Genomic DNA, 17,789 nt, shown 5'->3' on the forward strand with positions numbered 1-17,789 from the left:
GCCGCATCACACATCCTTGAGCAGCCTGGCCAGGTCCGCGATGTCCGGTGGGCCCACGCGGCAGCAGCCGCCGATCAGGCGGGCGCCGGCGGCAGTCCAGTCGGTGAGGCGGGTGGGGGTGAAGGTCTTCTCGCCCTGCCAGCCATGGGCGGGGGTCCAGTGTTCGCCGCTGTTGGGGTAGGTCACTCCGGGTCTGCCGGTGACGGCGGTGGCGATGGAGACGGCGGGGGCGGCGTCGGCGGGGGCGACGCAGTTCACGCCTGCGGCGATGACGGCGGGGGCGGCGGCGGGGAGGGCGAAGGCTTCGGCGAGGGGCTGGCCGGCGCGGGTGTGGGCGGCGGTGGCCGTGTAGGTGAGCCAGAGGGGGATGCCGCAGCCTTCGGCGGCGCGCAGGAGAGCTTCCGCCTCTTCGGTGTCCGGGATGGTTTCGAGAGCGAGGACGTCGGGGCCCGCGGCGGCGAGGGTTTCGATGCGGGGGCGGTGGAAGCGGGTGAGTTCGGCGACGCTCAGGCCGTAGCGGCCGCGGTATTCGCTGCCGTCGGCCAGCATGGCCCCGTACGGGCCGACGGAGGCAGCGACCCATACCTCGTGGGGGACCGCCTCGGCGGCGCGGCGGGCCAGGGTGACGCTGTGGGCGAGGAGGGCTTCGGTGTCCCGGCGGGTGATGCCGCGGCGGGCGAAGCCCTCGAAGGTGGCCTGATAGCTGGCGGTGATCAGGACTTCCGCGCCGGCCCGTGCATACGCCGTGTGCGCCGCCTCGATCTGGCCGGGGTCGTCGGCGAGCAGCCGCGCCGACCACAGGTCGTCGGAGAGGTCGCAGCCCTGCGCCTGGAGCTGGTTGGACAGGCCGCCGTCCAGGAGGACGACGCGCTCGGCGAGCACATCGGCGAGTGCACGGGAGGGCTTCATCTTCCGTCCGATCGTTCAGGTGAGTTGGGACTGGACCTGGGAGGAGATCAGCTCCAGGTGCTCCAGGTCGTCGAGGTCCAGTACCTGGAGGTAGATCCGGGAGGCGCCGATCGCCTGATAGCGGCCGATCTTGTCGACCACTTCCGCGGGGGAACCCGCGAGACCGTTCGCCTTGAGTTCCTCGACCTCCCGTCCGATCGTCGCCGCCCGGCGGGCCACCTCCGCGTCGTCCTTGCCGACGCAGACCACCAGGGCGTTGGAGTACACCAGCTCGCCGGGGCCGCGCCCGATGGCCTGCGCGGCGGCCCGCACCCGGCCGAACTGGCGCTCGCTGTCCTCGACCGAGGCGAAGGGGATGTTGAACTCGTCCGCGTACTGGGCGGCGAGCCGGGGGGTGCGGCTGGCCCCGTGGCCGCCGATGAGCACCGGCACCTTGGCCTGGGCCGGCTTGGGCAGCGCCGGGGAGTCGGTGAGCCGGTAGTGCCGGCCCTCGTATGAGAACGTACGGCCCACCTCGGTCTCCCACAGACCGGTGACGATGGCGAGCTGTTCCTCAAGCCGGGCGAACTTCTCCTTCGGGAACGGAATGCCGTACGCCCGGTGCTCCTCCTCGAACCAGCCCGCGCCCAGGCCCAGTTCGACCCGGCCGCCGGACATCTGGTCGACCTGGGCGACCTGGATGGCCAGGACGCCCGGCAGCCGGAAGGTGCCGGCGGTCATCAGGGTGCCGAGGCGGATCCGCCGGGTCTCGCGGGCGAGCCCGGCGAGGGTGATCCAGGCGTCGGTGGGGCCGGGCAGCCCGTCGACGGCGGAGCCGGCGCCCATGCGCAGATAGTGGTCGGAGCGGAAGAAGGCGTCAAACCCCAGCTCCTCGGCGGCTTTGGCGACGGTGAGGAGCGTGTCATAGGAGGCCCCTTGCTGGGGCTCGGTGAAGATTCGAAGATCCATGGAATCCATCCTGCACCTTCGAACGGCCGTCAACGCTCCGGACGTCAACTGTCCGCCAGCGGCCCGGTCGGGTGAAATCACGTCAACCCGGCGCGCCGTGTCCGGCGAGGCCAGTGACCGGCCCGTACGGCGTGTCGTTGGCTCGGGCGGAGCCGGACCGCCCGGCCCGCGCGCCGGCGGCCGCTGCCGGTGCGTCCATCTGACGTGTCGCCCTCCCCCATGGGGAAGGGCCTGGGCCGAGGAGGCCGCCATGCCCCAGGAAGCCGTACCCGATCAGGCAGCCGATCAGGCAGCAGCCGAGCAGGAAGACCCCGATCAGGCCGTGCCCCGGCAGACCACGCCGGAGTCCGCTTCCCGCGGGGCCGGCTCCCGCAGGGCCGAATCCGCGGACAGCGTCGGCGGCGCGGCATGCAGTGCGGCAGGCGGTGGCGCGCCCAAAGGTCTGCTGCAGCAGATGGAGGAGCTGATGGCGGCGCTCAACGCGGACCTCTCCCGTCTCGACGCCGACCTCCAGTCCACCGACCGGAACGGCGGCCAGGGCCGCCAGCGCGACGACGGCTGAGAGTCCCCCCGCGCCGAAGGCGTCATGGGCTCGCCGTGGAGTCCACCGAGCCGGGGGTGCATAAGTCGGGTCCCTCTGGCAGAGCGGACAACCCGGTCCGCTCCACGAGGGGGTCCCCTCGGCCTCTGACCGCGTCGGGGGGCCTCTCCCCCCTCTCGGGACCCCGCGCCGCCAGTCGCCGCAGCATCCCCCGCACCCGGTCGCTCGACTCGTCGGCGGCGTCTATCGCCTCGATGCACTGCCAGTAGAGCCCCTCCTCGTCGGTGGCGCAGGCGACGCCGACGAGGGCCATTCCCACCTCCCCCAGCAGTGCGTTCAGCGCGAGCAGCGTGCCTCGCTCGTCGGCCACTCGGGTCAGCCTCGCCGCCCGGACTCCGTCCGCGCGCACCGTGGGGCAGTCCAGCCCCGCGCACCCCCGCCCTCCCGTCTCGCTGAGCGCCCGCGCCTCGCCTCTCAGCCCCACCGGTCCGTACAACGCCAGTCTCGCGCCGATCGCCTGGGCCAGGATCTGGGCCTGCCATGCCTCGGCGAGGATCTCGGGCACGGTCCCGCTCTGAGCCAGTGCGTCCCGCCCTGCTGTGATGAGCCTCTCCGCGTCCATGTACGCCGCCCCCGTTCGTACGATTAATCTGCCCACTGAGGTATTACCCAGAGTGAAGCGCGTTGAGCCGTAAGGCCAGGGGATTTCGGAAATCTGTGGACAGGAAGGCCGTTGTGGATAACTCCGTGACTCCATAGAGTGATGACCGGCGACGCCGACTGCTCGGGGATCAGCCACTGGAAGATCTCCACCAGTTCGGACGCCTCGACGGTCGGTTTCCGCTCGTCGCCCGCGGTGCGCGTCATAGGTCATCACGGTGCAGGTCTACTACGCGCACCCCCTCCACCCCACGCGCAACAGTGGCAGCAGTGGCATCGGTGACTGTGCCCACCAGCCGGATATGTCCGCGGGCGCACATCTCCACGGCCAGCGCCAGCAGTTCGCGCAGCTGAGTCACATCGAGGCAGCGGTCGAGTCCGTCGGCGAGCACCGTGAGCGTCTGATATGCCGACGGGACCTCGGCGGCCTGTTCCACGGCCAGCACCCCGGGGCCCGTGAGCAGGACCAGAGCCAGTGCCAGAAAGCGCAACTCGCCGTCGCCGAGCCGTTCCACGGGGGTGGCCGCGCGCCCCGCGCCCCGGTCCAGCAGCGCCCGCACCGTGCCGTCGGCGAGCGCCTCGGCGGTGAGGTCCGCGACCGGGCCCGCGCATCCGGCCCGCGCCGCGGCGGCCAGCCGTCCATGCCGCCGCGCGCACTCGCGGCGCGTACGGTGCAGTACGTCGGCGAGATTGCCGCAGCCGCGCAGCAGTCTGCCGTCCCCCACGGGCGCGGGACGCCGCATCCGCTCCGGCCGGGGGTCGCAGGCGAACAGCGAACGCAGCGCCACCACCGCCTGCTCGGCCGCCGCCAGCACCCGTAACTGTCCCTCGGTCCTGCCCGCCACATGCAGCGGCAGCAGGGCGGTGGCGAGCCGGTCGTCCGGGAGGGCGGCCCGGGTGACGCCACGAGTGCCGCCGTCCGTGCCGGAGGCGTCATGCGTGTGCCAGGCCGCCCGCACACGGCGGTGACCGCGACCGGGCGCCGCCGCGGTGCTGAGCAGTGTCGTCCCGCTGCTGGTCAGGCGTTCACCGACGATACGGAGCCGGGGCTCGGCCCGCACCGCCACATCGAGGCGTACGGGGCCGTCCGGGCCGTCCACGGTGCAGCCGATCCGGAACGGGCGGCGGGCGACGCCCCGTTCCGGGACTGTGCCCGCTTCCGGCACACAGGCCGCGGGGTCGGGGAACGCCGTGGCGAGTTCCTCTCCCCCGGCCAGCCGCGCCAGCCCCTCATACGCCCGTAAGACGGTCGACTTGCCGCTGCCGCTCGGCCCGGCGAGCAGGGTGAGCGGGGCGGTGAGCGGCACGGTCGTGTCCTGGTGTGCCGCGAATGGCGAGAGTCGCAGCTGTGTGACCACGGGCCGCCGGGAGGAGAGCGTCATGATCAGGACGCTAGGGAGCGCTCCGCGCGGCGAACCGTTCCCTCCCCTGCCCCTTCCTACGAACGAGGGACGCCGGGACTTCCTACGAATGAGGGACGGCCGCGGCCGCGACGCCCTCCACCTCCGTACCGGCCGGCGCCAGCAGAAAGACGTTCCGGTCGACCCGGTGCATGGCGCTGCCGAGCCCGAAGACCACGCCGCTGCTGAAGTCGAGGACGCGCTTGGCCACATCGGCGTCCGCGCTCGTCAGATCGAGCAGCACGGGTATCCGGGCGACGAGATACTCGGCCACCTCGCGTGCGTCGGCGAAGATCTGCACACGGAGGACGACCATCCGGCGCTGCTCGGCGGAGTCCGGGGCCGCGCACGGTGAACCGGAACCTGCCGCGCCGACGGCCGCCCGGGCTCCGTACCCCCGCGGGACGGTGCGGTGATCGACCCTCGACGGCCACTCGTTGCGACCGCGCAGCGGGACGACCTCCGCGAGGCCCTCCCACTGTTCGTCGGTGGCGTCGTACCTCTCGTACCTACTCATGGTCCCATCCTCCCGTCCCTCACCCGCCCGGCCCAACAGCGACACGGACGAGTGAAGGGTGGAAATCGAGTGACGGGAGGGATGGATACGCAGGTCAGTGACTGGATCGCGGCCCAGCCCGGCCAGGCGGGCCATTCGGGTCGGCCGGACCAGTCGGCGGTCAGCGGCGCAGCGGGCCCTCGCAGATGAAGGCCGAGGTGCCCGCGCGGCCCGAGGACCAGATGTCGACCGGGCCGAAGGAGCAGTTCATGTCGTTGAAGTTGTTCCCTCCCTTGAGGCTGCGGTCAAGGATGAAGTAGTCGACGGTCTCCGACATGTCCTTGAACACCTGGTCCGGGCTCCCGGAGTCGGAGAGGTTCGCCGTGATGCGACCGGTGCAGATGAAGCGGACCTTGCTCTCCCAGTCGCCGTTGTCGCCGCAGTCCGGCGTGTTGTACGTCGCGGAGGCGAAGGCGGAGCGCACCTCGGCCGCCGCCGCGTACGCCAGCTCCCCGTTGGGGACATACGTGGTGTCGGGGGTGAACAGCTCGTCCACCTTGGCGATCTGGGCGTCCAGGAAGGCGTCGTACCCCTGCTGGAGCGCCGCGTCGGAGCCGAGCCGGGTGCGCCAGGCGTCGAAGGCAGCCGGGTCGTCGGCGCGCAGATGCCCGTACATCTCCTGGATCAGGGCGGGGCGTTCGCGCCACAGGTACTCGAAGAAGGTGCCCGCGTACGAGTAGAAGCGGAAGCCGTCGCCGTCGTACGTCGCGTGCAGGATCTGGTTCACGGACATACGGGGGCCGCCGCCCGCGGTGTCGTTGACAATGCTGCGCACCAGGGACTTGCGGACGGCGATGCCCTCGTCGCGGGTCGCGCCGTCGAAGAACTCCGCGGTCCCCTCGTCCATCGCGGTGGTGCGGTCGCCCCGGTACCAGGCGCCCTCGCCGAAGTAGCCGGGCACGGCGAAGCGGCCGTTGAGGTAGTGGACGTACTCGTGGCGGAACAGCTCCTCCAGGGTCAGGGAGGAGTCCTGCGGGACGCGCCGCTGGTAGGTGTAGAAGGTCGCGCCGCGTTCGATGTAGATGCCGCCGTTGTTCGTGCCCATCCCGGTGAGCAGCGGATGGTAGGTCTCGTAGTCCGCGCGGGAGGCGTAGAGCACGATGTTCAGCACGTCGTTGACGTCGTCCGCCAGCGGCTCCGTGCTGCCGACGACCCGGTGGAACTGCGCCTTGACCTGCTTGCTCGCGTAGTAGAGCTGGTCGACTGTGGCGCGGTCAAGGCCGGTGCGCACCTTGATCGTGCCGTTGTCGTAGACGTACGTGTGCGGGAACAGCTCCTTCTCGATGTCCTCGATGCACACCTTGTACGGCTTGCAGGCGTCGTAGTGGTTGAGCCAGGAGGCGATCTTCGCCCAGGGCTCGCTGCCCTTGCCGTAGTTGCGGACGGTCTGGCCGAGCACCCAGCCCAGTTCATTGACGATCTCGTCGCGCAGGGAGTCGATCTGGCCGAACCGGGCGTACTCGCTCAGCGCGTCGCGGACTGCCCACTCGTTGGGCGTGCCCACGAGATGGGTGTAGTCGACGAAGTCCTGGTACATCTGCCGGTAGTAGGCGTCGCCGGCGACGGCGTCGTGGAAGGCGGTGTCCTGGTTGCCGGGGTAGACGCCGAGGTAGTTGACGCTGAGCGCGGCGAGCGCGGCGCCGCCCCAGGCCGGGTCGGCGTACGTGGTGCGGTGGTACTTGCCCATGGTGGCCAGCACGTTTTTGATCAGTTCGAGCTGGTGGTGGCGCAGTCCCTCGGCGCTGGCCGCGTACAGGGCCTCGCGCAGGGTGTCGGCGTTGGCGCGGGTTGCCTGGAAGGTGCGGCGGGCCGTGCCGAAGGCGTGGACGGCGTCGCGGACGGCCGCCACGGTGGGCGGGTCGGTGAGGTCGATCTCCTCGCGTGAGAAGTCGTGGTACGCGACGGCGTGGAGATAGGTGAACATCTCGTACAGATTGCTGCCGTTCCTGCCGTCGTGTGCGGGCGCGAGGGCGGTGATCCGGCGGGCGACGGTCTGGACATGGGCGTCGGACATGACGGGCGCGAGCCGTGCGTCCCAGGTCCAGATCAGATCGGAGAGGCAGCCGTCGACGCTGACGGCGGGGTCGGCGAGGAAGTCGGCGAAGCGCTCCGGGGACAGTCCTGCAATGCCGTCGAGGGTGCAGGGGACGGCGCCGTCGAGGGCGCGCGGCGCGGCGGTGCGGGCGTCGGCCGTGGCGTTCGCCTCGGGTCTCGGTTCCGGTCTGGGCTCCGGACTCGGCTTGGCGGCGCTGCGGGCCGCGTCGCCGGGTATGCGGCCGGCCGCGACGCCGCCGCCGGGGGCGAGGCGCTCGGCCTGGACGGCCTTGGGCGCGGCTCCTCTCCGGTCGACGTGGTCGAAGGGGTTGTCCACGGCGGGCTGTTGGGCGGCGGCAGGAGTGCCGGCGGGGGCGGCAACGGGGGTGGTCTGCGGCACAGCGGAGGCATGGGCCGCGCCGAGCAGGGGGGCGGCGAGCGCCGTGGAGATCGCGGCTGCGAGAAGACTTCTGCGCAGGGTACGGCGATGGGACACGTGTGCTCCTGAGAGTCGTGGGAGGTGAGAACTGCGCTGCGGCGGCTGGTACTTCGGCACCTCGTCGAGGATGGGGCTCTGAGGTGTGACCCGTAACATAGTAATGTGAAATTGCACTGACAACCCGTTGGGTTGTGCGTTATCCATCCGCTCCCCTGGAGGATCCATGTCCGAACAGACAGAACAGACAGCGGAACAGGCGGCCGGCCGCCCCGCGTCGGCGCACATCGGCAGTCATGACCTGGCGGTTCCGCCCGCACTCGCCGCGTTTATGGCGCAGGGCTGGGCGGCCACGCCGCTGCCCGGAGACATCCGGCTGACCGCCGCGGACATCACCCCCGCCCGCAGGGCACGGCTGTCCGCCCGCTTCCCCGGCGAGCGGCTGGTCGTGCCCGCCGGGGAGCTCAAGGTCCGCTCCAACGACTGCGATTACCGCTTCCGGCCGCACAGCGCGTACGCCTGGCTGACCGGGCTGACGGGCGAGGAACAGGCGGGGCACGTGCTGGTGCTGGAGCCGTGCGGGACAGGGGCGGGCGGCGCGCCGGGCCATGAGGCGGTGCTGTTCGCACGGCCCCGGTCGCCGCGCGGGCCCGACGCCGGCGACGGGTTCTACCGCGACCGCCGGTACGGGGAGTTCTGGGTCGGCCGCCGCCCCGATCTGGCCGAGTCGGAGCGGCTCACCGGCATCCGCTGCCGGCATCTCGACCGCCTGGAGGACTTCCTCACCGGCCCCGCGCCGGCCACGCGCACGCTCGGCGGAACCGACCCCGGCGGCGAACTGGCCGCGGCTCTCGCGGAGCTGCGGCTGGTGAAGGACCCCTGGGAGGCCGGTCAGCTGCAGCTGGCCGTGGACCACACGGTCAGCGGCTTCGAGGACGTCGTACGGGCGCTGCCGCGCGCGCTGGCCCATCCGCGCGGCGAGCGCTGGATCGAGGGCGTCTTCCAGCTGCGCGCACGGGCCGAGGGGAACGGCGCCGGCTACGAGACGATCGCCGCGTCCGGCGCGCACGCGTGCGTGCTGCACTGGATACGCAACGACGGCCCTCTCGACCCCTCGCAACTGCTTCTGCTCGACGCGGGCGTGGAGACCGACACGCTCTACACCGCGGACATCACCCGCACCGTCCCGCTCTCCGGGCGCTTCTCGCCGGTGCAGCGCCAGGTGTACGAACTGGTCCTGGCCGCCCAGGAGGCGGGCATCGCGGCGCTGAAGCCCGGAGCGAGCTTCCGCGACTTCCATCTCGCGGGGATGCGGGTGATCGCGGAGGGGCTCGCGGAGTGGGGTGTGCTGAAGATCTCCGCGGACGAGGCGATGCGGCCGGACAGCGGGCTGTACCGGCGCTACACGCTGTGCAGCAGCGGCCATATGCTCGGCCTCGACGTCCACGACTGCGCGAAGGCGCGGGCGGAGACCTATCTGGACGGAGTCCTTCAGGCCGGCCAGGTGCTCACCGTCGAGCCGGGGCTCTATCTCCAGCCCGACGATGAAACCCTCCCGCAGGAGCTGCGCGGCCTCGGCGTCCGCATCGAGGACGACCTGCTGATCACCGAGGACGGCGCACGGCTGATGTCGGGGGCGCTGCCGAGGACCCCGGACGCGATCGAGGAGTGGATGGGCACGCTACTGGAGGGGTGAGGCACGGCGCGTCGCCGGGCCCTGACTCCTCTCGCGTGCGCGACCGCGCGTGACTCTTGAGGGATGCCATCCCCGCACAGTAAAATGTCACACATCACAAGACAGGGAAGCGAGACCACCATGGACTCCCGCACCACGCACCGCCACCCGCCGCGCCATGAGCACCCCTGGCGCGGCATCATGGTCGCCGCCGCGCTGCCGCTGCGCGAGGATCTCTCCATCGACTACGACGCCTACGCCGAGCATGTCCGCTGGCTGATCGACTCGGGCTGCGACGGCGTCGTGCCCAATGGCTCGCTGGGCGAGTACCAGACGCTGAGCGACGCCGAGCGGGAGCGGGTGATGGCCACCGCCGTCGAGGCCGCGGGCGACGGGGACCGGGTGATGCCCGGGGTCGCCGGGTACGGCAGCGCGCAGGCCGTGCGCTGGGCCGAGGCCGCGGCGCGCGCCGGGGCGGGCTCCGTGCTGCTGCTGCCGCCGACCGCGTACCGGGCCGACGACGCCTCCGTGCAAGCGCACTTCGCCGAGGTGGCGCGCGTCGGGCTGCCGGTCGTCGCGTACAACAATCCGAGCGACACACGGGTGGACCTCACCCCGCCGCTGCTGGCCGAGCTGCACGCACAGGGCTCAATCGCGGCGGTCAAGGAGTTCAGCGGCGACGTCCGGCGGGCCTATGAGATCGCCGAACTCGCCCCGGAGCTGGATCTGCTGATCGGCGCGGACGATGTGCTGCTTGAGCTGGCGGTCGCCGGAGCGGTCGGCTGGATCGCCGGTTATCCCAACGCGCTCCCCCGCTCCTGCACCGAGCTGTACCGCGCCGCCGTCGCCGGAGACCTGGACGCCGCCCTGCCGCTGTACCGCACGCTGCACCCGCTGCTGCGCGAGGACTCGAAGACGGAGTTCGTCCAGTCGATCAAACTCTCCATGGACATCGCCGGGCGGCGCGGCGGGCCGGTGCGCCCGCCCCGCTCGCCGCTGGCCCCGGCGCGCGCCGCCGCGGTGCGCGCGGCGACGGAGAAGGCGCTCGCGGAGGGATGCCGCTGATGCGCACCCGCCGCGTACTGCACACCGTGGAGTCGCACACCGAGGGCATGCCCACCCGTGTCGTCACCGGCGGTGTCGGGGTGATCCCCGGCGCGACCATGGCCGAGCGCCGCCGGCATTTCATCGAGCACATGGACGAGCTGCGCACGCTGCTGATGTACGAGCCGCACGGCCACTCCGCGATGAGCGGGGCGATCCTCCAGCCGCCCACCCGCCCCGGCGCCGACGCCGGTGTGCTGTTCATCGAGGTCTCCGGGCTGCTGCCGATGTGCGGACACGGCACGATCGGGGTGGCGACGGTCCTGGTGGAGACCGGGATGGTGCCCGTCGTGGAGCCGGTGACCACCGTCCGGCTGGACACGCCCGCCGGTCTGGTGACCGCGGAGGTACGGGTGGAGGACGGCGCGGCGCGGTCGGTGACGCTCACCAATGTGGCGTCGTTCTGTGCGGCGCTGGACCGGAAAGCGGATGTGCCGGGGTATGGCACGATCACCTACGACCTGGCCTACGGCGGCAATTTCTACGCCGTCGTCGCGCTGGAGAGTCTCGGTCTGCCCTTCGACCGGGCCCGCAAGGACGACATCCTCGCCGCGGGGATGGCCGTCATCAAGGCCGTCAACGCCGCCGGGCGGCCGGTGCACCCCGAAGACCCGGCGATCGGCGGGGTGAAGCATGTGTATCTGGCCGCGCCCGGCTCCGACGCGGTCCGCTCCCGCCATGCGATGGTGATCCATCCGGGCTGGTTCGACCGCTCGCCGTGCGGCACCGGCACCTCGGCCCGGATGGCGCAGCTCCATGCGCGCGGCGAGCTGCCGCTGCACCGCGACTTCGTCAACGAGTCCTTCATCGGGACGCGGTTCACCGGACGGCTGACCGCCGAGACGACGGTCGGCGGGCTTCCCGCGGTGGTGCCGTCCATCACCGGGCGGGCCTGGATCACCGGCGCCGCCCAGCACTTCCTCGACCCTTCCGACCCGTTCCCCGGGGGATTTCTGCTGTGAACCGCTCCCAAGACGCCGATTCCGTACGGTCGGTCAATCCGGCCGATCCCGCCGATGTGGTGTGCGAGCTGCCCGCGCCCGGCGCCAGGGCCATGGCCGACGCGGTCGTACGGGCGCGGGCGGCGGCTCCCGCGCTGGGCGGCGCGGCCGCACGGGCAGCCGCGCTCACCCGGGTCGCCGAGGCCGTCGAGGCGGCGGCCGGCGAACTCGCCGCGCTGGCGGTGCGCGAGGTGGGCAAGCCGCTGACGGAGGCACGGGCGGAAGTGGCGCGTACGGCGGCGATCTGGCGGTACTACGGCCAGCTGGCGTACGACCCGACCGGAGCCGTGTACGAGCCGGCCGCCGGGGCCGGACTGCTGCTGACCCGACGCCGGCCGCATGGCGTCGCCGCGCTGATCACGCCGTGGAACTTCCCCTTCGCGATCCCCAGCTGGAAGGCGGCCCCCGCACTGGCGGCGGGCAACGCCGTCGTCCTCAAGCCCGCCCCGGAGGCGACCGCGTGTGCGCTGCGGCTCTCCGGGATCGTCGAAGCGGCCCTGCCCGAGGGGGTGTTCACGGTGGTGCCCGGCGGGGCCGCCGAGGGCGAGGCGGCGGTCGCGACGGCCGACGCGGTGTCCTTCACCGGCTCCACGGCGACGGGCGGCGCGGTGGTGCGGGCGGCCACGGCGCGCGGCGTGCCCGTCCAGGCCGAGATGGGCGGGCTGAACGCGGCGCTGGTGCTGCCGGACGCCGATCTGAAGCAGGCGGCCGGGCATATCGCGGCCGCGATCGCCGGATACGCGGGGCAGAAGTGCACCGCGACCAGCCGGGTGATCGCGGTCGGGGGCGTCCTCGGCCCGCTCCGCGAGGCGCTGGCCCAGGCGCTGCGCGCGGTGCCCTGCGGCGATCCGGCGGACGCGGCGACCGTGTGCGGCCCGGTGATCTCCGAGCGGGCGCGGGCGCGGGCAGCCGCGGCCCACCGCTCGGGCACGGTCCTGGCCGGCGGGTCCGCGCCGGACGGGCCGGGCTGGTTCACGGCCCCCACCCTGATCGAGGACCCCGACGAGGGCTCGGCGCTGCTCAGGGAGGAGGTCTTCGGGCCCGTCGCCGTACTGCTGGGCGCGGCAAGCCTGGAGGAGGCGGTGCGTATGAGCAACGAGGTGCCGCACGGGCTCGTCACCTCCCTGCACACCGCCGATCTGGACACGGCGCTGCACGGGCTGGACCGTCTCGACACCGGCATGATCCGCGTCAACGCCCCGACGACCGGAGTCGACTTCCATCTGCCGTTCGGCGGCGCGAAGGCGTCCGGGCACGGTCCGCGCGAACAGGGGCGGGCCGCGCTGGACTTCTACACGGCCACGCGGACCTGCACGCTCGCCCCCGCGGGAGGCATGTGATGCGCCGTCCGGCGGCGGAGTTCCGGACGACCGACTACCACACGGCGGGCGAACCCTTCCGGATCGTCGCCGACGGCGCACCGCCGCTGCCCGGCTCCACGGTGGCGGCGCGGCGCGCGGCGCTGGTGCGCGCCATCGCCGCCGGATCGTGCGAGCAGGACGCCGCCCGGCGGCTGCTGGTGCGCGAACCGCGCGGCCACGCGGGAATGTACGGAGGGTTCGTGGTGCCGCCCGATGACGCCGGAGCGGACTTCGGCGTCGTGTTCTGGCACAAGGACGGCTACTCGACCGCCTGCGGCCACGGCGCCATGGCGCTCGGCGCGTGGGCGGTCGAGAGCGGCCGGGTGCGGGTCCCGCAGGACGGCGACGCGCCGGTCGCCGTGCGGATCGACGTCCCCTCGGGACGGGTGACGGCGCTGGTGCGGCGGCGGGCCGGGCGGGTCGCGGAGGTGACGTTCCGCAATGTGCCCGCCGTGGTGAGCGCGGCCCGGCTGCCGGTCGCCGCCGGCTCCTTCGGCACGGTCGAGGCGGGCGTCGCCCATGCGGGCGCGTGCTATGTCTCCGTGGCGGCCGGGGCGCTGGGTCTTGAGGTGAGCCGCCGGGCGCTGCCGCGGCTGACGGCCGCGGCGCGGGAGATCCGTGCCGCGCTGACCGGCCATCAAGCCGTCCGGCACCCCGGCGATCCGCTGCTGTCGGGCGTGTACGGGGTGATGTTCCACGAGGAGCTGCCCGACACCCCGGCCGGGCCGCACCAGCGCAGCGTCACCGTCTTCGCGGACGGCCAGATCGACCGCTCCCCGTGCGGCTCGGGCACCTCGGCGCGGCTGGCGCTGCTCGCCGGGTCGGGCCGGATGGGAGTCGGCGATGTGCTGCGCCATGAGTCGGTCGTGGGCTCGGTGTTCACGGCCCGCCTGGCCGGGCGCGCCCCGGACGGCGTCCTGACGGAGATCACCGGAACATCCCACCGGACGGGCGAGCATCTGTTCACACTGGAGGCGGACGACGAACTGGGAACGGGGTTTCTGCTGTGACGATGCTGCTCGGCGGCGACGCCGTCGCCCGGCTGCTCTCCCCCTCCGCGGCCGCCGACGCCCTGGTGCGCGCCCTGGCCGACGGGCTCGATCCGGAGGCGGGCACGCCCAGGACGGCGACGCCCGTGCCGGCCGGGGAGCTGCTCACCATGCCCGCCGCCTGGCGCTCATGGGCCGGGGTGAAGATCGTCGGGGTGGCGCCGGGCAATCCGGCCCGCGGGCTTCCCCGGATCACCGGCGGCTATCTGCTGCTCGACGGGCCGACCCTGCGCCCCCTGGCGCTGCTCGACGGCGCGGCGCTCACCGCTCTGCGCACCCCGGCGGTCACCGCCGTGGCGATCCGGGCGCTGGCCGTGCCCGACGCCCGGGAGGCGGTGGTCTTCGGGACGGGGCCGCAGGCGTACGGGCATCTCGTGGCGGCGCTCGCGGAGCGGCCGCTCGAACGGGTCCATGTCGTGGCGCGTGACCGTGCCCGCGCCGAGGAGCTGGTCCGGCGCGCGGACGCCCTCGGGGTGACGGCGGGGGTCTCGGGTCCGGACGCGGTGGCCGGGGCGGATCTGGTGCTGTGCTGCACCTCGTCGCGCGAGCCGCTGTTCGACGGGCGGCTGGCGCCCGCGCGGGCGCTGGTGGCGGCGGTGGGCTCGCACACCCCGGACGCCCGCGAGGTCGACACGGCGCTGGTGCGGCGGTCGGAGGTGTATGCCGAGGCGCGGTCCGCGGCGCTGCGGGAGGCGGGCGATCTGCTGATCCCGATGGCTGAGGGCGCGGTGGGAGAGGACTGCGTCGCGGGCACGCTCGCCTCTCTCGCGGACCGCCGCCCGGCGTCCTCGTACGACCGGCCCCGGCTGTTCAAGAGCGTGGGCATGGCATGGGAGGACCTGGTGCTGGCGGCCGCCGTCCACCGTGCGGCGGCGGACGCCCGAGGCAGCGGCGAAACGTGACATTGTACGCTGGTGCTTCTCATCTGCACGGAGGACTCGTCATGGGCGACCTGAAGCGACGCCATCTCATCACGGCCCAGGAGCGGCTGCGCGACCAGGTGGCCCACGCCCTGCGGGCCGCCCTGGTCGCGGGTGAACTGCGGCCCGGCCAGGTCTACTCGGCCCCCGGGCTCGCCGCGGACTTCGGCGTCTCGGCGACGCCGGTGCGCGAGGCGATGCTCGATCTGGCGCGGGAAGGGCTGGTCGAGCCGGTACGGAACAAGGGATTCCGGATCACCGAGGTGAGCGAGCGGGACCTCGACCAGTACACCGAGATCCGGCTGCTGATCGAGGTGCCCACGGTCGGCCGGGTTGCCCGCGAGGCCGCACCCGAGGACCTGGAGGCGCTGCGGCCCATCGCCGAGGAGATCGTCGAGGCGGCCCGGGAACACGATCTGATCGGCTATCTGGAAGCCGACCGGCGCTTCCATCTCACGCTGCTGGGCCTCGCGGGCAATGAGCGGCTCGTCGAGACCGTCGGCGAACTGCGCAAGCGCTCCCGGCTGTACGGGCTGACGCTGCTGGACGAGCGAAACGCGCTGCTGCCCTCGGCCGAGGAGCATCTCGAACTGCTCGATCTGATGCTGGCGGGCGACGCCGCGGCCGCGGAGGCGTGTATGACCCGCCACCTCGGCCACGTACGCTCCCTGTGGGCGCGGCCCGACGACGAGGCGGAGGCTCCGGCCCCGCGCCGCAGGCTGGGCGCGACCTCCTGAGCGCTCCCCCGGCTGGCTCCTGAGCACTCCCCCGGCTTCCCCGCCGGGCGCGGTCAGCAGCGCCTGCCCTCGACGAGGAACACCCGGCGGACGCCCCGCTCCGTGCGGGGGGACGCCGGGACGGCCCGGCCGTACACGGCCGACAGCTCGCCCGGCTCGGTCGCGCGTGCGGTGAAGCCATGGGCGGCGAAGAGCGCCTCCGGGTCGTCCGCGCCGTACTGCCAGGGGCAGCCCCAGCGGGCGAAGACATCGAGCTGGCCGCGTGCCTGGGCCAGTGTCAGGCCGGCGGCGTTGACGAGGTCGGCCGCCAGCACGCTGCCGGTCGCGGCGATCCGGCGGATGCGGTCCAGCAGCCGGTGGACGGCCGCTTCGGGCAGGTAGTACAGCATCCCCTCCAGCAGCCAGGCGGAGGGCAGCGCGGGGTCATATCCGGCGTCGACGAGCCGGGCTTCCCAGTCCGGGGAGGTCAGATCCGCGGCGACCGCCCGGTGCTCGGCGCGCGGCACGGCGCCGGCCAGCCGGTCCCGCTTGTAGGCGAGCACGGCCGCGCGGTCGATCTCGAAGTAGCGCAGACCCGCGGGCCAGTCGAGGCGGTAGGCCCGCGCGTCCATGCCGGAGGCCGCCGACACGATCTGCGGCACGTGCCGCGCGGCGCGCAGCAGCCGGTCGTCGAAGTACCGGGTGCGGACGGCGTTGACGTCCAGCGGTCTGGGCATCGCCGTCTGCTGCCCGGCGGCCTGAGCGCCGTGGACGCCGTGGACGCCGGGCGTGCCGTGGACGCCGGGCGTGCCATGGGTGCCTTCCTGGAGTTCGGCCAGCAGCGCGGGGCCCAGCTCGCCGCAGAGCCTTTCGGCGTACGGGTCGGCGTAGAGCCGGTCGGGCCTGCGGTTCTCCTCGGCCCGCATCGCCGCGGTCAGCAGCGAGGTCCGCCCCACCGCGTCCAGCACGGCACGCCCTCCAGCCATGGCGGCCGCCTCCTCAGCCACGGGGGGCCGCGATCAGCGCGGTCGTCTCCGCCGGCAGTTCGGCGATCCGCTCCACGTCCAGGCCCGCCCGGTCCAGCAGCCGGGTGAACGTCTCGACGGTGCGGTGCCGGCCGCCATTGGTCATCAGCAGATGCAGATCCCACAGCGCGGGCAGCATGGTGCACCCCTCGTCGGTCACCACCCGCTCGAAGATCAGCAGCCGGGACTCCGGGCCCGCCATGGAGCGCCGGCAGTTCTCGAAGACCGTCACCAGCTGGTCGTCGTCCCAGCCGGCGAGCACCCGGCACAGCAGATAGACGTCGCCGCCCCCCGGAACGGCCTCGAACATGCTGCCCCCGACGAGCGTGACGCGGCCGTCGTCCCCGAGCGTCGCAGCCAGGTTCTCCCGGGCGGCGGGCATCACATGCTCACGGTCCAGCAGCGTGCCGCGGGCGTCCGGGACGGCGCCCAGGACGGCGGCGAGGAGCTGGCCGTTGCCGCCGCCGACGTCCACGACGTGCTTGCCGGAGAAGTCGAACACCTCCGGCACCCGGTCGAAGAAGAGATTGCCCGCCTTCATGGCCCGCTGGAAGCGGTCAGAGGCGTCCGGATGCTCGCCCAGGTAGGCGTAGAGCGGCTGTCCGTACGCCGCCTCGAAACCGGCGCTGACGGTGCTGATGGCCTGCGGCGCGTGCCCCCACGCGGTGTAGAACTCCTCGCCGTACAGCAGGCACATGTCGCGCAGCGAGCCCGGGCGGTCGAGCAGAGTCCTGCTGACCGGGGTGTTGCGGTGGCCGGTGCGCTCGCCGCCGTCGAAGACGCCCATGGCGGTCAGCAGCCGCATCAGCCGGCGGATGCCCTCCTCCTCGGCCCCGGTGGCGGCGGCCAGTTCGCCGCTGCGGACGAGCCCGGCCTCGATGTGGTCGGGGATGCGCAGCTTGACGGCCGTGTGGAGGGCCTGGGCCCGCCAGCCTCCGGTGATCAGCTCGACCGCCTGCTGGGCGGCGGCCTGAACGTCGGCGGTCATGTCGGTATGCCCCTTCGCTTGATCACCGGAATGTCGATGCCGAGCGCTCGCATCTGCTGGTACGGGTTCATGAACTCCCGCTGCGTGACGATCTTTCCGTCGCGCAGCTGGAACGAATGCAGAAAGTGATTCCTGTAGTGGCCGGGCGGATAGTCCGGATAGCGGATCTGGCCCTCGCCGTCGCACTCCACCCAGAAGCGGTTGGGGTCCTGGGTCTCGAAGATCTCGATGTTGTACCAGACCCAGTCGGGGAAGATCTCCAGCGACCACGCGCCGTGCGCCTTCAGTTTGTCCAGGCCGCGCGAGACGATCGGCTCCTCGGTGTCCCCGGTGTAGAGGCCGGCGCTGCCGTCCTCCGCGAAAAGGAGATAGCGGGTCAGCCGGCTCTCGCCCTTTCTGCTCATATAGTCCTCCACCACGGCCCGGTGGCGGCGGCGGAGTTCCGTGTCCGTGAAGGTCATGCGTC

17 protein-coding genes are annotated in these 17,789 nt (G+C 72.7%); 8 read left to right on the forward strand and 9 right to left on the reverse strand.

The window, feature by feature from the left end; all coding sequences use genetic code 11:
• Positions 1–6: 6 nt before the first annotated feature.
• Positions 7–909 (reverse strand): homocysteine S-methyltransferase, encoded by a 903-nt coding sequence (gene mmuM, locus OF819_RS13195; RefSeq protein WP_267243673.1) that lies wholly within the window; start codon positions 907–909, stop codon positions 7–9.
• A 15-nt stretch (positions 910–924) separates the two neighbouring features.
• Positions 925–1,857 carry an LLM class F420-dependent oxidoreductase gene (locus OF819_RS13200; protein ID WP_267243674.1) on the reverse strand — a complete coding sequence of 311 codons (933 nt, stop codon included), beginning with the start codon at positions 1,855–1,857 and terminating at the stop codon, positions 925–927.
• Between the two features lie 322 nt (positions 1,858–2,179).
• Here OF819_RS13200 and OF819_RS13205 point away from each other — a divergent pair, with 322 nt between their 5' ends.
• The gene (locus OF819_RS13205) at positions 2,180–2,419 is read left to right on the forward strand and encodes a hypothetical protein (RefSeq protein WP_416370531.1); all 240 of its coding nucleotides are present in this window, start codon (positions 2,180–2,182) and stop codon (positions 2,417–2,419) included.
• Positions 2,420–2,441: 22 nt separating this feature from the next.
• Here the strand turns inward: OF819_RS13205 and OF819_RS13210 are convergent, their stop codons facing one another.
• From OF819_RS13210 to OF819_RS13225, 4 genes are all read right to left on the reverse strand, one after another.
• Positions 2,442–3,020, reverse strand: coding sequence for a DUF6099 family protein (locus OF819_RS13210; protein WP_267243675.1), 579 nt, complete (start codon positions 3,018–3,020; stop codon positions 2,442–2,444).
• A 241-nt stretch (positions 3,021–3,261) separates the two neighbouring features.
• Positions 3,262–4,440, reverse strand: coding sequence for an AAA family ATPase (locus OF819_RS13215; RefSeq protein ID WP_267243676.1), 1,179 nt, complete (start codon positions 4,438–4,440; stop codon positions 3,262–3,264).
• An 82-nt stretch (positions 4,441–4,522) separates the two neighbouring features.
• On the reverse strand, positions 4,523–4,975 hold the full coding sequence (locus OF819_RS13220; protein WP_267243677.1) for a cell division protein SepF: 453 nt from the start codon (positions 4,973–4,975) through the stop codon (positions 4,523–4,525).
• Positions 4,976–5,135: 160 nt separating this feature from the next.
• Positions 5,136–7,544, reverse strand: coding sequence for a collagenase (locus tag OF819_RS13225; protein WP_267243678.1), 2,409 nt, complete (start codon positions 7,542–7,544; stop codon positions 5,136–5,138).
• 166 nt (positions 7,545–7,710) lie between these two features.
• Between OF819_RS13225 and OF819_RS13230 the strand changes: the two genes are divergently transcribed.
• The 7 genes from OF819_RS13230 (at position 7,711) to OF819_RS13260 (ending at position 15,331) form a co-directional block, all read left to right on the forward strand.
• Positions 7,711–9,180 (forward strand): aminopeptidase P family protein, encoded by a 1,470-nt coding sequence (locus OF819_RS13230; protein WP_267243679.1) that lies wholly within the window; start codon positions 7,711–7,713, stop codon positions 9,178–9,180.
• A gap of 120 nt (positions 9,181–9,300) precedes the next feature.
• Positions 9,301–10,224, forward strand: coding sequence for a dihydrodipicolinate synthase family protein (locus OF819_RS13235; RefSeq protein WP_267243680.1), 924 nt, complete (start codon positions 9,301–9,303; stop codon positions 10,222–10,224).
• Positions 10,224–11,225 (forward strand): proline racemase family protein, encoded by a 1,002-nt coding sequence (locus tag OF819_RS13240; protein ID WP_267243681.1) that lies wholly within the window; start codon positions 10,224–10,226, stop codon positions 11,223–11,225. Before OF819_RS13235 ends, OF819_RS13240 begins: the two co-directional genes overlap by 1 nt.
• On the forward strand, positions 11,222–12,604 hold the full coding sequence (locus OF819_RS13245) for an aldehyde dehydrogenase family protein (protein WP_267243682.1): 1,383 nt from the start codon (positions 11,222–11,224) through the stop codon (positions 12,602–12,604). Before OF819_RS13240 ends, OF819_RS13245 begins: the two co-directional genes overlap by 4 nt.
• Positions 12,604–13,635 carry a proline racemase family protein gene (locus OF819_RS13250; RefSeq protein ID WP_267243683.1) on the forward strand — a complete coding sequence of 344 codons (1,032 nt, stop codon included), beginning with the start codon at positions 12,604–12,606 and terminating at the stop codon, positions 13,633–13,635. Before OF819_RS13245 ends, OF819_RS13250 begins: the two co-directional genes overlap by 1 nt.
• 2 nt (positions 13,636–13,637) lie before the next feature.
• The gene (locus OF819_RS13255; RefSeq protein ID WP_267243806.1) at positions 13,638–14,576 is read left to right on the forward strand and encodes an ornithine cyclodeaminase family protein; all 939 of its coding nucleotides are present in this window, start codon (positions 13,638–13,640) and stop codon (positions 14,574–14,576) included.
• 41 nt (positions 14,577–14,617) lie between these two features.
• Positions 14,618–15,331: a GntR family transcriptional regulator gene (locus tag OF819_RS13260; RefSeq protein ID WP_267243684.1), complete on the forward strand. Its 714-nt coding sequence runs from the start codon at positions 14,618–14,620 to the stop codon at positions 15,329–15,331.
• Positions 15,332–15,384: 53 nt separating this feature from the next.
• On the opposite strand, the gene OF819_RS13265 is transcribed toward OF819_RS13260, so the two are convergent.
• Genes OF819_RS13265 through OF819_RS13275 form a run of 3 tightly spaced genes read right to left on the reverse strand, consistent with a single transcriptional unit; the run spans position 15,385 to position 17,784 of the window.
• Positions 15,385–16,296: a class I SAM-dependent methyltransferase gene (locus OF819_RS13265; protein ID WP_267243685.1), complete on the reverse strand. Its 912-nt coding sequence runs from the start codon at positions 16,294–16,296 to the stop codon at positions 15,385–15,387.
• Positions 16,297–16,309: 13 nt separating this feature from the next.
• Complete coding sequence (locus tag OF819_RS13270) at positions 16,310–17,323, reverse strand: methyltransferase (protein WP_267243686.1); 1,014 nt, start codon at positions 17,321–17,323, stop codon at positions 16,310–16,312.
• Complete coding sequence (locus OF819_RS13275; protein WP_267243687.1) at positions 17,320–17,784, reverse strand: PhzA/PhzB family protein; 465 nt, start codon at positions 17,782–17,784, stop codon at positions 17,320–17,322. The genes OF819_RS13270 and OF819_RS13275 overlap by 4 nt, the downstream gene beginning before the upstream one ends.
• Positions 17,785–17,789: the final 5 nt, after the last annotated feature.

It is taken from the genome of Streptomyces sp. PR69 (assembly GCF_026420845.1).
In the GTDB taxonomy this organism is placed as follows: Bacteria; Actinomycetota; Actinomycetes; order Streptomycetales; family Streptomycetaceae; genus Streptomyces.